The 13095-nt window shown below is 67.8% G+C and carries 13 protein-coding genes and 1 other RNA gene; 6 read left to right on the top strand and 8 right to left on the bottom strand.

The window, feature by feature from the left end:
* Positions 1-18 precede the first annotated feature (18 nt).
* From rpoH to IBJ06_RS09550, 3 genes are all read right to left on the bottom strand, one after another.
* Positions 19-906, bottom strand: a complete 888-nt coding sequence (gene rpoH / locus IBJ06_RS09540) for an RNA polymerase sigma factor RpoH (protein ID WP_292159647.1) — start codon at positions 904-906, stop codon at positions 19-21.
* 228 nt (positions 907-1134) lie between these two features.
* Complete coding sequence (locus tag IBJ06_RS09545) at positions 1135-1410, bottom strand: GNAT family N-acetyltransferase (RefSeq protein WP_292159650.1); 276 nt, start codon at positions 1408-1410, stop codon at positions 1135-1137.
* 76 nt (positions 1411-1486) lie between these two features.
* Entirely contained in the window at positions 1487-2494 is a 1008-nt protein-coding gene (locus IBJ06_RS09550; protein WP_292159651.1) for an RluA family pseudouridine synthase, read from the bottom strand.
* A 107-nt stretch (positions 2495-2601) separates the two neighbouring features.
* Between IBJ06_RS09550 and IBJ06_RS09555 the strand changes: the two genes are divergently transcribed.
* On the top strand, positions 2602-3237 hold the full coding sequence (locus tag IBJ06_RS09555; protein ID WP_292159653.1) for a DUF2799 domain-containing protein: 636 nt from the start codon (positions 2602-2604) through the stop codon (positions 3235-3237).
* On the opposite strand, the gene fba is transcribed toward IBJ06_RS09555, so the two are convergent.
* From fba to gap, 3 genes are all read right to left on the bottom strand, one after another.
* Positions 3238-4320 (bottom strand): class II fructose-bisphosphate aldolase, encoded by a 1083-nt coding sequence (fba, locus tag IBJ06_RS09560; protein WP_292159655.1) that lies wholly within the window; start codon positions 4318-4320, stop codon positions 3238-3240.
* A 105-nt stretch (positions 4321-4425) separates the two neighbouring features.
* The gene (locus IBJ06_RS09565) at positions 4426-5622 is read right to left on the bottom strand and encodes a phosphoglycerate kinase (protein ID WP_292160170.1); all 1197 of its coding nucleotides are present in this window, start codon (positions 5620-5622) and stop codon (positions 4426-4428) included.
* A gap of 174 nt (positions 5623-5796) precedes the next feature.
* A complete protein-coding gene (gene gap, locus IBJ06_RS09570) occupies positions 5797-6804 on the bottom strand; it encodes a type I glyceraldehyde-3-phosphate dehydrogenase (RefSeq protein ID WP_292159658.1) in 1008 nt (335 codons plus the stop codon).
* A 187-nt stretch (positions 6805-6991) separates the two neighbouring features.
* On the opposite strand from gap, the gene IBJ06_RS09575 reads away from it, so the two are divergent.
* Positions 6992-8236: a S41 family peptidase gene (locus IBJ06_RS09575; RefSeq protein WP_292159660.1), complete on the top strand. Its 1245-nt coding sequence runs from the start codon at positions 6992-6994 to the stop codon at positions 8234-8236.
* On the opposite strand, the gene purT is transcribed toward IBJ06_RS09575, so the two are convergent.
* Both purT and tkt read right to left on the bottom strand, forming a co-directional pair.
* Positions 8233-9426, bottom strand: a complete 1194-nt coding sequence (purT, locus tag IBJ06_RS09580; RefSeq protein ID WP_292159662.1) for a formate-dependent phosphoribosylglycinamide formyltransferase — start codon at positions 9424-9426, stop codon at positions 8233-8235. The two genes, IBJ06_RS09575 and purT, sit on opposite strands and share 4 nt — an antisense overlap.
* Before the next feature lie 144 nt (positions 9427-9570).
* Positions 9571-11520, bottom strand: coding sequence for a transketolase (gene tkt / locus IBJ06_RS09585; RefSeq protein WP_292160171.1), 1950 nt, complete (start codon positions 11518-11520; stop codon positions 9571-9573).
* A gap of 144 nt (positions 11521-11664) precedes the next feature.
* Between tkt and IBJ06_RS09590 the strand changes: the two genes are divergently transcribed.
* From IBJ06_RS09590 to IBJ06_RS09605, 4 genes are all read left to right on the top strand, one after another.
* The gene (locus IBJ06_RS09590) at positions 11665-11922 is read left to right on the top strand and encodes a hypothetical protein (protein ID WP_292159664.1); all 258 of its coding nucleotides are present in this window, start codon (positions 11665-11667) and stop codon (positions 11920-11922) included.
* Positions 11922-12236, top strand: coding sequence for a cell division protein ZapA (gene zapA / locus IBJ06_RS09595; protein ID WP_292159666.1), 315 nt, complete (start codon positions 11922-11924; stop codon positions 12234-12236). Before IBJ06_RS09590 ends, zapA begins: the two co-directional genes overlap by 1 nt.
* 72 nt (positions 12237-12308) lie before the next feature.
* Positions 12309-12468, top strand: a non-coding RNA gene (gene ssrS / locus IBJ06_RS09600) — 6S RNA.
* 72 nt (positions 12469-12540) lie between these two features.
* Complete coding sequence (locus tag IBJ06_RS09605) at positions 12541-13086, top strand: 5-formyltetrahydrofolate cyclo-ligase (RefSeq protein ID WP_292159668.1); 546 nt, start codon at positions 12541-12543, stop codon at positions 13084-13086.
* Positions 13087-13095: the final 9 nt, after the last annotated feature.

Genomic DNA, 13095 nt, shown 5'->3' on the forward strand with positions numbered 1-13095 from the left:
GCGCGGCGGTGGTGCCGGTCAGGCGTCGACCAGATTGCGCTCGGTAGCGGCCGCGCGCATGGCCTTTTGCAGCTTTTCGAAGGCCCGGACCTCGATCTGACGCACGCGCTCGCGCGAGACGCCATACTGGCCCGCCAGTTCCTCGAGCGTGACCGGGTCATCCTTGAGGCGGCGTTCGGTCAGGATGTGCTTTTCGCGATCGGTCAGCTCTTCCATGGCTTCCTGGAGGAGACCGACGCGGATGTCGCGCTCCTCGCTCTCGGCCAGCTGAGTCTCCTGACTGACGGCGGTGTCGTCGGCCAACCAGTCCTGCCACTCGCTTTCCCCGTCAACACGAAGCGGCGCGTTGAGAGAGGCATCGCCGGACAGGCGACGGTTCATGTCGGTGACTTCCTGCTCGGACACGCCCAGCTTGGTGGCGATGGCCGACAGATGCTCGGGATGCAGGTCACCATCCTCGAAGGCCGAGATCTGGCTCTTGGCCTTGCGAAGGTTGAAGAACAGCTTCTTTTGCGCCGCCGTGGTGCCCATCTTCACGAGCGACCAGCTGCGCAGGATGTATTCCTGGATCGAGGCGCGAATCCACCACATGGCGTAGGTCGCCAGGCGGAAGCCCTTGTCGGGATCGAATTTCTTGACGGCCTGCATCAGGCCGACATTGCCCTCGGAAATCACCTCGCCGATCGGCAGGCCGTAGCCGCGATAGCCCATGGCGATCTTGGCCACGAGGCGCAGGTGGGAGGTGACGAGCTTGTGGGCGGCTTCGGTGTCCTGGTGTTCGCCCCAGCGTTTGGCCAGCATGAACTCTTCGTCCTTGCTGAGCATCGGGAATTTGCGGATTTCCGAAAGATAGCGCGACAGTCCCTGTTCAGGCGACATGATCGCGAGGCTGGGCTTGGCAGTCATATGGTCCCTCCGACCTCTGAAACGAGCGGGTCCTGCGGAGACGGCCACGAGAATGTGCACCGACGCCTCACCCCTCAACAATTGACGTGGGGATCGGTTGCCCCCTTGCCTAGGGGCGCATTGTCACAGCCGCGAGGGGCCGTGGCACCGAAGCCACGATCAACTGGCGGGAGTATAGTCCCGGGTCCGTTTTTTTTCAAGACTATCATCCCGGGGCCCGTAGCCCGGTCAGGCCAGAAGGTCTGCCTGATCGGGATGGCGGCGTATGTAGGCTGCGGAATAACTGCACAGAGGAACGATCTTGAGGCCTTCGCGGCGTGCTTCTTCCAGGACATGGGCGGTCAGGCGCGCAGCGATACCCCGGCCCTCCAGCGGGGGCGGGACCTGGGTAGTGTTCAGAATCAGCTGATTGCCCGCGCGGCTGTAGCCGATGAAGGCGGTCTCGCCCTTGAGGTCGAGTTCATAGCGCTGGTTCTGGGCATCATGGCGGATCGTGTCGGTCATGGGGCACCTTGGGGGGATGAGGCAGGTTTTGAAGGAAGGCGCCACCTACTATGATCGTTCCATCCGGGGGCGGCGGCTACAGGGCCTCCAGGCGGTCCTGAAGGCCCTGCATGTCAGCGGGAGGTTCAGTCCGGAACCGCAGAGCCTGACCGGACACGGGGTGAACAAAGCCCAGCACGGCTGCGTGGAGGGCCTGGCGGTCCAGGCCTGACGCGGCGATCGCGTCGCGGACGGACTGCGCGGGCGGACCAGACCCATAGACAGGGTCGCCGAGAAGCGGGGCGCCCTTCGATGCCATATGCACCCGAATCTGATGGGTGCGGCCGGTGTGAAGCGTGCAGGCAACGCGGGCAGCGAGCGGCGCACCACCCGCCTTTGCAGGGTGACCAAAGGTGCGCTCGACGACGTAGTCTGTCACGGCCTCGCGGCCGCCGGTCTTGAGGACCGCCATCTTCTTGCGGTCGTGGGTCGAGCGGCCGAGGCGGCTCTCGATCCGACCGCGCTCGGGGGTCAGCGTCCCCCGCGTCAGGGCGATATAGGTGCGCTCAATGTCGTGGGCGGCGAACAGGGCGGTCAGGCCCTGATGGGCCCGGTCATGCTTGGCGGCGACCATGACGCCCGAGGTGCCCTTGTCGAGTCGATGGACAATGCCGGGACGGGCGACCCCGCCGATCCCCGACAGGCTGTCGCCGCAGTGGTGGAGCAGGGCGTTGACCAGGGTGCCCGTCTCGCTGCCCGGCGCGGGATGGGTGGCCATGCCCGCAGGTTTGTCGACCACGATCAGGTGTTCGTCCTCGAACAGGACGGTGAGGGGCAGGTCCTCGGGCAGCGGGTCCGCAGCAACCGGGGCGGGCATCAGGACGCGGTAGATCCCCGGCTCGGCGGATCGCGATCCGGACGAAACGATGCGGCCGTCGAGGGTTACGGCCCCTGCCGCGATCAGGGCTTGAAGTCGCGCGCGCGAGACATCGGGCAGGGCCTCGCTGAGCGCCTTGTCCAGCCGCGGCTGGCGGGCGTCGAGCCGGACCTCGAGCACGGTCGCCCCGTCAAGGTCTTCATCAAGGTCAGGAACGGGCGCGGGCATGAATCCGGCGACCTTATCATGCGCCGTGGCACGCGATAGCCAGGGTGGAATTTGCCGGGAAGCTTGACCTTGGGCATGGTGGCGCTCGTCCAACCGGGGAGGGTGAGATGAGCCGCATTTTTCTGGCATGCGCGGGCGGGGCCGCGCTGCTGTTGCTCGGCAGTTGCGCGACCATGAGCGAGGCGCAGTGCCTGGCGGGTGCCTGGGGCGAGCAAGGCTATAAGGACGGCTATGCCGGACTGCCCGAAAGCCGGCTGGAGGCCCATGCCGAGGCCTGCGCCAAATACGGGGTGGTGCCGGACTCCCGCGCCTATTTCTCGGCGCGCGAGGACGGGCTACGCGGCTATTGCGTGCCCGAGCGGGGCTTTGCCGAGGCGGTCCGGGGCAACAGCTATGCCGGGGTCTGCCGGGGACCGATGGAGGGGGCGTTCCTCGCGGCCTTCAGTGACGGGCAGGAACTGTACCGGGCCGAACAGGCGCTCAACGAGGCCCGTAGCCGGATCGACAGCCTGGGCGCCCGGGCCGAGGAACTCGACGAGAAGATCGCCTATTTCGAAGGTCAGGCCCGCGACCGCGATCTGTCCGAAGAAGCGCGCGAGGCCGCCCGGGCCCGCGTCCGCGAACTGCGTCGCGAACGCGAGGACACGATCCGCGAGTGGCGGCGGGCCCAGGACGAACTGGATGATGCCGAACGCCGTGCGCGTGACGTGCGCTACTATTTCCAGGGCCGCTACAGCTGGTGATCAGGCCGCGCGGGCCGGGGCTCCGATCTGGGGGTCCAGCTCACCCGAGGCATAGCGTTTGGCCATCTGGGCGGTCGACAGCGGCTTGATCTTCGAGGCCTGACCCTCGCAGCCGAACTGCTGGTAGCGCTCGATGCACAGCTTGCGCATGGCTTCCTTGGCCGGCTTCAGATAGGCGCGCGGATCGAACTCGCCCGGCTTCTCGGCCAGCACCTTGCGGATGGCGCCGGTGATGGCCATCCGGTTGTCGGTGTCGATGTTGATCTTGCGCACGCCGTGCTTGATGCCGCGCTGGATTTCCTCGACGGGCACCCCCCAGGTCTGGGGCATCTGGCCGCCGTACTGGTTGATGATGTCCTGCAGGTCCTGCGGCACCGAGGACGAGCCGTGCATGACCAGATGGGTGTCGGGCAGGCGGCGGTGGATTTCCTCGATGACATTCATGGCCAGCACGGCCCCGTCGGGCTTGCGGCTGAATTTGTAGGCCCCGTGGCTGGTGCCCATGGCGATGGCCAGCGCATCGACCTTGGTCTCGCGGACGAAATCAACGGCTTGGTCCGGGTCGGTCAGCAGGGCCGAATGGTCGAGCTTGCCCTCAAAGCCGTGGCCATCCTCGGCCTCGCCCATGCCGGTCTCGAGGCTGCCCAGCACGCCCAGCTCACCCTCGACCGAGACGCCGCAGCTGTGGGCCATCTGGGTCACGCGGCGGGTGACGTCGACATTGTATTCGTAGCTGGCGGGGGTCTTGGCGTCCTCTTCCAGCGAGCCGTCCATCATCACCGAGGTAAAGCCGTACTGGATGGCGGTGGCGCAGGTGGCGGGGCCGTTGCCGTGGTCCTGGTGCATGCAGACCGGGATGTGGGGGTAGAGCTCGACGAGGGCGTCGATCAGGCGGGCCAGCACCACATCGTTGGCATAGCTGCGCGCCCCGCGGCTGGCCTGGATAATGACGGGGGCGTTGACCGCCTCGGCCGCCTCCATGATCGCCAGACCCTGTTCCATATTGTTGATGTTGTACGCGGGCAGGCCGTAGCCTTCCTCAGCCGCGTGATCGAGCAGTTGTCGCAGCGTGATGCGCGCCATGGGTAGTCTCCTGAGCCCTGTTCTTTTGACGTGGATGTAACGCGGGACCGCGCCGAAGTCACGCCGTGTTACAGCGCATCATCCACTCGGGCACCCGGTGTGGCGTCAGACGCGCAGGGCCTCGACGCCGGGCAGGGGCTTGCCCTCCATCCACTCGAGGAAGGCACCGCCGGCGGTGGAGACGAAGGTCATCTGGTCGACCACACCGGCATGGTTGAGGGCCGAGACGGTGTCGCCACCACCGGCCACAGCCGTGATGGCGCCGCTGGTCGCCAGCTGGCCCGCCGCCTGGGCCGCCTTGACGGTCGCGGCATCAAAGGGCGGCACCTCGAACACGCCCAGCGGGCCGTTCCAGATCAGGGTGCGCGACAGGGCCATGGCCTTGACCAGTTTCTCGATGGTCAGCGGTCCGGCATCCAGGATCTTCTCGTCGTCGCCGATCTCCTCACGGGCGAGGACGGTGCGGGTCTCGGTCCCCGGCTTGACCTCGGTGGCCACGACCACATCGATCGGCAGCAGCAGTTCGCAGCCTTTGGCCTCGGCCTCGGCGATGATCTCGCGCGCAGTGTCGGCCATGTCGCGCTCGGCCAGCGAGCCGCCGATGTCTATCCCCTGGGCGAACAGGAAGGTGTTGGCCATGCCGCCGCCGATGGCCAGTCGGTCCAGCCGTCCGACCAGATTCTTCAGCAGGTCCAGCTTGGTCGAGACCTTGGCCCCGCCGACGATGCCCAGCACCGGCTTGACCGGATTGCCCAACGCCGCGTCCAGCGCCTCAAGCTCGCGCTTCATCGCCTCGCCGGCATAGGCGGGCAGCAGGCGCGCCAGCCCTTCGGTCGAGGCATGGGCCCGGTGCGCGGCGGAAAAGGCGTCGTTGACGTAAAGGTCCCCCAGCTCGGCCAGTCGGGCGGCAAAGGCGGGATCGTTCTTCTCCTCGCCCGCGTGGAAGCGGACATTCTCCAGCAGGATCACCCCGCCCGGGTCGACGTCCGCGATGGCGGCCTTGGCCTCTTCGCCTACGCAGTCATCGGCGAACCGCACCGGCGCGCCCAGCAGGCGCTCCAGATCATCGACGACGGGTTGAAGGCTCATCTCGGGCACCCGCTTGCCCTTCGGCCGGTCGAAATGGGCCAGGAGCGCGACCTTTGCCCCCGCATCGCGCAGCCGCTGGATGGTCGGCAAGGCGGCGCGCAGCCGGGTGTCATCGGTGACCCTGCCCCCCTCCATCGGAACGTTGAAATCCACGCGAACGAGAGCGGTCTTGCCAGCGAGGTCCTTGGCGTCGTCGAGGGTGCGGAAGGTCATGGACATATTCCCTGTCTCCTCCCTCTCGCGGCGCGATGGGGAGGTGGCGCGGCGCATCTTGCGCCGTGTCGGAGGGGCTCTCACCCCGGACTCGATGCGTTGGAGAAGAACTCCTCCACCACTTCGTGGTCCCCCTCCCCATCGCCGGGCGACGGGGAGGAGACGCGCACGTGCTTAGAAGTGCTTGCTCATCACCAGCGCCGTGTCGCTCATGCGGGTCGCGAAGCCCCATTCGTTGTCGTACCAGCTGAGCACGCGGACCAGCTTGCCCTCGATGACCTGGGTCTGGGGCAGGGCGGCGGTCGAGCTGGCGGCGATGTGGTTCAGATCCATGGACACGACCGGGTCGGTGGTGGTGGCCAGAACGCCCTTCATCGGGCCGTCGGCGGCGGCCTTCAGCGCGGTATTGACCTCGTCAACCGAGGTGTCGCGGCCGGGGACGATCTTGAGGTCGACGACCGAGACGTTGGGGGTCGGCACGCGGATCGACGAGCCGTCCAGCTTGCCCTTCAGCTCCGGCAGGACCAGGCCGACGGCCTTGGCCGCGCCGGTCGAGGTCGGGATCATGGAAAGGCCGGCGGCGCGGGCGCGGTACAGGTCCTTGTGCATCGTATCCAGCGTCGGCTGGTCGCCGGTGTAGGCGTGGATGGTCGTCATATAGCCGCGCTCGATCCCGACCAGGTCGTGCAGCACCTTGGCGATGGGGGCCAGGCAGTTGGTCGTGCAGCTGGCGTTCGAGACCACGACGTCCTCGGACGTCAGGGTGTCGTGGTTGACGCCGTAGACGATGGTCTTGTCGGCATTGTCGGCGGGGGCCGAGACCAGCACGCGCCTGGCACCCGCAGTCAGGTGGGCCGAGGCCTTGTCCTTGGAGGCGAAGATGCCGGTGCACTCAAAGGCGATGTCGACGCCCAGATCCCTGTGCGGCAGGTTGGCGGGGTCGCGCTCGGCCGTCACCTTGATCCGGCCCAGACTCACGTCGATCCAGTCGTCGCCCGACTCGACTGTGCCGGGGAAGCGGCCATGGACCGAGTCATACTTCAGCAGGTGGGCGTTGGTGGCCACCGGCCCCAGATCGTTGATCGCCACCACCTCGATGTCGCGACGGCCATGCTCGACGATCGAGCGCAGGACGAGACGGCCGATACGGCCGAAACCATTGATGGCGACGCGGACGGTCATGGGCGGGGCTCCTGAAGCGATGTTTATGGTTGGCGCTTCAATGGAACCGGGCGCGGCGCGGATCAACCCCCGGCGCGTAACAAGGCGTGATGGATTGTGTCGGATCGGGTCCGGAAGGGCCCGGGTCGAGGCAGGCATCGGGGCCCTTGCCCGGGGGAGCATCCGCCCATAGCGTCGGGCCATGATGATGCGACGCCCGACCCTCAGACCCCTGCTGATCGGCCTCCTCGGCGGTGCCCTCGCCCTGATCGCGGCCTGTTCCAGCCTGCCCTATGCCGAAAGGGGCGTGGTGCCCCCGCCCGTGGTGGTGGCGGACGGGTCGGCCGAGCGGCGGGCCCTGAACGCGCGGGTCTGGGACGCGGCGGTCGGCTATGTCGCCGGTCACTATTACGACCGCGACCTTCGGGGCGTGGACTGGAAGGACGAGGCCGCGCGACGGCGCGAGGCGGCCCTGGCCGAGCCGACCGAGGCGGGCTTCTACGGGCAGCTGAACAATCTGTTCGACCTCATGAATGATCGCCATCTGTCGGCGACATCCCCGGCCGTGCGGGCGCGTGAACATGCCAGTAACCAGGGCCAGGCCGGGCCGTCCTTTGGTCTGACGGCCGCCCGCATGGGGGACGACTGGTTCGTCACACGGGTACGCCCGGACGGTCCGGCCGCCGCGGAGGGCATTCAGGTGGGCTGGCGGCTGGTGCGCGTGGACGGGTTGAACGACTTCACGGGTGTGTCCCCGCGACTGGGTCACCCCACGCCCCTGGTGTTCGAGGACGAGACCGGTCAACGGCACGAGCGCACCATCGCCCCCATCGCCCTTCCGCCCCGGCCTTTTCACGAGGCCACGCGCCGCGACGGTATTCTGATCCTCAGGTTCGACAGATTCGATCCCGAGGCGGTTGAATGGCTGGAGGCCCGGCTACGCGAGGCCGAGGCAGACCCGCCCCGGGCCTTAATTCTCGATGTGCGGGACAATGACGGCGGCCAGCTGGCGGCGCTGTCCAGTGTGGTCGGCCTGCTCCATCGCGACAGTGTGGGTTTCGCGGTCCAGAAGCGGCGGCTGATCGACGTCCGGTTCGTCACCGCCCCGCGCGAGGTCGTCTGGGAGGGGCCGTTGATCGTGCTGACCGGGCCCGGCTCGGCCAGTGCGTCAGAGCTGCTGGCAGCGCATGTCCAGGATGCGGGGCGCGGGCGCGTGGTCGGCGAAACGACGGCGGGGGCCGTGATCGGGTCGCGCGACATCGAACTGCCCGATGGCGGCGTCATGTCCCTGAGCTTGTTCGTGATCCTGACCGCCGAACGGCATTCCCTGGAAGGCGAAGGCGTGACACCTGACATCGAGGTCATCCCGACGCTGGCCCAGCGCCGCGCCGGCGAGGATGTGGTGCTCGACGCGGCCATTGCAGCCCTGCTGACCGATGAAGCGACCGATTAGCCGTGAACCGGCCTGACGCGGGAAGCGGCTTCGCGGGCGCGCTCGCGGGCCTGATCGGTGTCGCCGCCGCGCGCGGTCGCCACGCCCATCCGCCTGCGCTCAAACGCCTCCGGCTTGCCGAACAGGCGCAGGTCGGCGGTGGGCACCGACAGGGCCTCGGCCACGCCCTCAAACGCAATCCCCTCAGCCTCCATACCGCCATAGATGACGGCGCTGGCGGCGGGCTCCCGCAAGCTGACATCGACCGGCAGCCCCAGGATGGCCCGGGCGTGAAGGGCGAACTCGCTCATCGTCTGGCTGGCCAGGGTGACCAGACCGGTATCGTGCGGCCGGGGCGAGACCTCCGAGAACCAGACCTGATCGCCCTTCACGAACAGCTCGACTCCGAACACGCCCAGACCGCCCAGCGCACCGGTGATGTTGCCCGCGATATCCTGCGCCGAGGCCAGCGCGGCCGCGCTCATGGCCTGCGGCTGCCAGCTCTCGACATAGTCGCCCTTGACCTGGCGATGACCGATGGGCGCGCAGAAGTCGGTGACGACCTTGCCGTCTCGCAGCGAGCGCACCGTCAGCAGGGTGATCTCATAGTCAAAGTCGATCCGCCCCTCGACGATCACCCGCGTGGTTTCGACCCGCCCGCCTGACTGGGCCCAGGCCCAGGCATTGGCCGCGTCCTCAATGGCGTCGATCATCGACTGGCCCTTGCCCGAGGACGACATGACCGGCTTGACGAACACCGGCAGACCGATGGTATGCGCGGCCTCGGCCAGTTCGGCGGCGGATCCGGCAAAGGCATAGGGGCTGGTCGGCAGGCCCAGCTCTTCCGCAGCCAGCCGGCGGATGCCCTCGCGGTTCATGGTCAGCTGCGTCGCCCGCGCCGTGGGGATGACGGTCGCCAGCCCTGCCGCCTCAATGTCGGCCAGCACCTCGGTGGCGATGGCTTCAATCTCGGGCACGATGATGTGCGGGGCCTCGGCCAGGATGACGCCGTTCAGCACCTGCGGATCGGTCATGGGGATGACGTGGCTGCGGTGAGCGACCTGCATGGCCGGTGCGTTGGCATAGCGGTCGACCGCGATCACCTCGACCCCGAGACGCTGCAGCTCGATGGCCACCTCCTTGCCCAGCTCACCCGCTCCGAGAAGCATGACGCGAACCGCGCTGTCGGAGAGGGGCGTGCCGAGTTTCATTGTGTTCCTCCCTTGTCGCATCGCGACGGGGGAGGGGGACCGCGAAGCGGTGGAGGGGGCAAGCCCCAGGCACCGCACGTGAGGTCGCCCTCTCCACCACGCTACGCGTGGTCCCCCTCCCCCGCTATGCAGGGGAGGATCAAATTACAGCCGCGCCCTGACCTCGGCCACGACGGCCTCCGCCGTGATGCCGAACTTCTCGTAGAGCACTTCGGCCGGGGCTGAGGCACCGAAGCCCGACATGCCGACGAAGCCGCCGTCCTCGCCGATGAAGCGGTCCCAGCCCTGACGCACGCCGGCCTCGATGGCGACGCGGACCGTGCCCTTGGCGACGATCTTGGCCTGATAGGCCTTGGGCTGCTGGTTGAAGAGCTCGAACGACGGCACCGAGACCACGCGGGTCGGCACGCCGTCGGCCTCGAGCATGTCGGCGGCCTTCAGCGCGATGGCCACTTCGGTGCCGGTGGCGAACAGGGTGGCCCTGGCCTTGGCCGAGGCGGCTCGCAGCTCATAGGCGCCCCTGGCCGAAAGGTTCTCGGTGGCGGCTTCCGTCCTGACCGCCGGGGTCTTTTGCCGCGACAGGGCCAGCGCCGAGGGGCCGTCGGCCTTTTCCAGCGCCAGACGCCAGCACTCCATGGCCTCGACCGTGTCGGCAGGGCGGAAGACCTGCAGGTTCGGAATGGCGCGAAGCGCGGCCAGATGCTCGACCGGCTGGTGGGTCGGGCCGTCCTCGCCCAGACCGATCGAGTCGTGTGTGAGCACATGGATGACGCGGATGCCCATCAGGGCGGCCAGCCGGATCGACGGTCGGCTGTAGTCCGAGAACACCATGAAGGTGCCGCCGTAGGGAATGATCCCCCCGTGCAGCGCCATGCCGTTCATGGCCGCAGCCATGCCGTGCTCGCGGATGCCCCAGTTGATGTAGCGCCCGGCATAGTCAGGGGCGTCAAAGGTCTCGGTGCCCGCGACGAGGGTATTGTTTGAGCCGGTCAGGTCGGCCGAGCCGCCGATCAGCTCCGGAATGGGCTCGAACAGGGCGGCGAGCGCCGCGCCGGACGACTGGCGTGTGGCCTGGGCCGGTCTGGTCTCGACGGTTTTCGCGATGGCGGCCTCGAGGGCGTTGAAGGCATCGTCGGGCAGGCCCCCGGCCATGGCCCGCACGAAATCATCGTGGAACTCCGAGTCCTCCAGCCGCTCCTCCCACGCCTGACGGACCTCCGCGCCGCGACGTCCGACCTTGCGCCAGGCCTTTTCGACCGGCTCCGGAATGTCGAACGGGTCGTGATCCCAGGCCAGACCCAGCCGCGTGGCCGCGATCTCGGCCTCGCCCAGCGCCGCGCCGTGGGTCTTGTGGCTGCCTTCCATCGTGGCGGCGCCGCGCCCGATCTTCGTTTTGCAGGCGATCAAGGTGGGCTTGGTCTGACGCTCGGCCCATTTCAGCGCGGACTTGATGGCCGCCATGTCGTGGCCGTCGATGGCTTTGACCGCCCAGCCGGCGGCCTTGAAACGGGCCTTCTGATCCGTCGCATCGGACAGGCTGACCGCGCCGTCGATGGTGATGGCATTGTCGTCCCACAGCACGGTCAGTTTGTTCAGCCGGTACCGCCCGGCCAGCGTGATGGCCTCCTGCGACACGCCCTCCATCAGGCAGCCGTCGCCGGCGATCACCCAGGTGCGGTGGTCGACCAGATCCTCACCGAAATGCGCGGCCAGATGGCGCTCGGCCATGGCAAAGCCGACGGCATTGGCCAGGCCCTGACCCAGCGGGCCGGTGGTCGTCTCGACGCCCGGCATGTGTCCGTATTCGGGGTGGCCCGCAGTCCTCGATCCCCACTGGCGGAAGTTCGACAACTCCTCGCGGGTCGCCGCCTCATAGCCGGTCAGGTGCAGCAGGGCGTAGATCAGCATGGAGCCATGCCCGGCCGACAGGATGAAACGGTCGCGGTCGGCCCAGTCGGGACGGCTGGCATCGAACTTGAGAAACTTCGAGAACAGCACTGTGGCGACATCGGCCATGCCCATCGGCATGCCGGGGTGGCCGCTGTTGGCCTTCTGCACGGCGTCCATGGCCAGCACGCGAATGGCGTCGGCCATTTGTTTGGGGGTAGCCTTCGGCGGGGTGGAATCGGCTTTGGCCACGGGCTACCTCTCGGGACGCGGGGGAGAAAAAGGGGGGCGGGGCCGCTTTACCCCGACGCGCGGACGGGTTCTATAGGGATTCCGGAGGAAGTGACACCGATGGCCGACGCCACCACCGCTGCGAAAGCCCGTATCGACAAGGCCCTCGCCCTGCTGGAACGCCGCATGCAGGACCTGAAGGCCCGACCGGCTTCCGCCCCCCCGATCGGCGATGATGACCTGTTTGCGCCGCGCGCCGATGCCGGGCGTCTGGCCCGGCTGGAAGACGCCGGGCGTGAGGCCCGCGCCGCGCTGGCCGCCTCGGCCGAGGCCATCCGTGCGATCCTGGCGGACGACGGGCCAGGGGGGAGCGCCTGATGGCCACCGTCACCGTCGAGATCAACGGTCGGCCCTATGCCGTCGGATGCGCCGATGGACAGGAGGATCGCGTCAAGCAACTGGCCGCCCAGTTCGCCGGCCACGTCAGCAACGTCGCCGCCGAGGTAGGCCATGTCGGAGAACTGCGGCTGTTCCTGATGGCTGGACTGATCCTGGCCGACGAACTGCAGGAGGCCCGCTCGGGTGAGGCGCCTGTTCGTCCGGCCGAGCCGCCGCCTGCTGATGCCGGGGTCGCCGAGGCCCTGAACGCCGTTGCCGCCCGCATCGAAAAGATCGCCCAGTCGATCACCTGATCCATTTTGCAGGCATGCCGCCTGCCGGCCATTGTCCGGCCACAGGTCGAGGCCTATCTTGGTCCCCGGCGGGTCCTGCTGCGGCTCACGTCGAGGGCGACTAATCCTTGCGACCTTAATTCTCTCATAGGGAGCTGTCCCTGTTCGGGCCCGAGGGCCTGGGCACACGGCGCCCACCTGGTAAGCCAGGTCGAGAGGATTGAAAGCTCCTCACGGTTCTTGTGGCGCCGCCAACCTCTTTCCTGCCCTATCGCTCGGCCCGCAGGGCCTCGTTGCTTGAGGGCGGAACCTTCCCGGGGACGCTATGATCGACAAGCGCGCGCTGCGTTCCGAGATGCGGGCCCGACGGATGGCCCTGGCGAAGGACGGTCCGGACGCCGCTGCGCGTGCCGCTGGTCATGCGCACCGCCTGCCACAGGTCGCTTGTGTCGCCGTCTATCATCCCATCGGCTCTGAAGTGGACACGGGGCCGCTGGTCGAGGCTCTGATCGCGCGCTGCGTGGATCTGTGCTTGCCCGTCACCCTGGCGTCGGATGCCCCGATGATCTTCCGGCGCTGGAACCCGGGTGATCCGCTGGAAGCCGATCTGGCCGGGGTACCCGCTCCCTTCCCGCTGGCGGGTGAGGTGGTTCCTGACCTGATCGTTGCGCCACTCCTCGCCTTTGATGATCAGGGGCGCAGGCTGGGGCAGGGGGGCGGCCATTACGACCGCACCTTTGCCGCCTTGCCGGACGCGGTCCGGATCGGCCTGGCCTATGCCGGACAACAGTTTGAGGCCCTGCCGTTCGAGCCGCATGACGTCGCCCTGCATGGCGTTCTGACCGAGACCGGCTATACCGCCTTCCCATGACGCGCACCT

This window comes from Brevundimonas sp., from assembly GCF_016742135.1.
In the GTDB taxonomy this organism is placed as follows: Bacteria; Pseudomonadota; Alphaproteobacteria; order Caulobacterales; family Caulobacteraceae; genus Brevundimonas.

Coding starts and splice junctions, on each gene's coding strand:
- purT (WP_292159662.1), bottom strand. CDS start 9,426: ATGAAACTCGGCACGCCCCTCTCCGACAGCGCGGTTCGCGTCATGCTT.
- gap (WP_292159658.1), bottom strand. CDS start 6,804: ATGACCGTCCGCGTCGCCATCAATGGTTTCGGCCGTATCGGCCGTCTC.
- zapA (WP_292159666.1), top strand. CDS start 11,922: ATGGCCACCGTCACCGTCGAGATCAACGGTCGGCCCTATGCCGTCGGA.
- IBJ06_RS09590 (WP_292159664.1), top strand. CDS start 11,665: ATGGCCGACGCCACCACCGCTGCGAAAGCCCGTATCGACAAGGCCCTC.
- IBJ06_RS09565 (WP_292160170.1), bottom strand. CDS start 5,622: ATGACCTTCCGCACCCTCGACGACGCCAAGGACCTCGCTGGCAAGACC.
- IBJ06_RS09545 (WP_292159650.1), bottom strand. CDS start 1,410: ATGACCGACACGATCCGCCATGATGCCCAGAACCAGCGCTATGAACTC.
- IBJ06_RS09555 (WP_292159653.1), top strand. CDS start 2,602: ATGAGCCGCATTTTTCTGGCATGCGCGGGCGGGGCCGCGCTGCTGTTG.
- IBJ06_RS09575 (WP_292159660.1), top strand. CDS start 6,992: ATGCGACGCCCGACCCTCAGACCCCTGCTGATCGGCCTCCTCGGCGGT.
- IBJ06_RS09550 (WP_292159651.1), bottom strand. CDS start 2,494: ATGCCCGCGCCCGTTCCTGACCTTGATGAAGACCTTGACGGGGCGACC.
- IBJ06_RS09605 (WP_292159668.1), top strand. CDS start 12,541: ATGATCGACAAGCGCGCGCTGCGTTCCGAGATGCGGGCCCGACGGATG.
- fba (WP_292159655.1), bottom strand. CDS start 4,320: ATGGCGCGCATCACGCTGCGACAACTGCTCGATCACGCGGCTGAGGAA.
- rpoH (WP_292159647.1), bottom strand. CDS start 906: ATGACTGCCAAGCCCAGCCTCGCGATCATGTCGCCTGAACAGGGACTG.
- tkt (WP_292160171.1), bottom strand. CDS start 11,520: ATGGCCGACGCCATTCGCGTGCTGGCCATGGACGCCGTGCAGAAGGCC.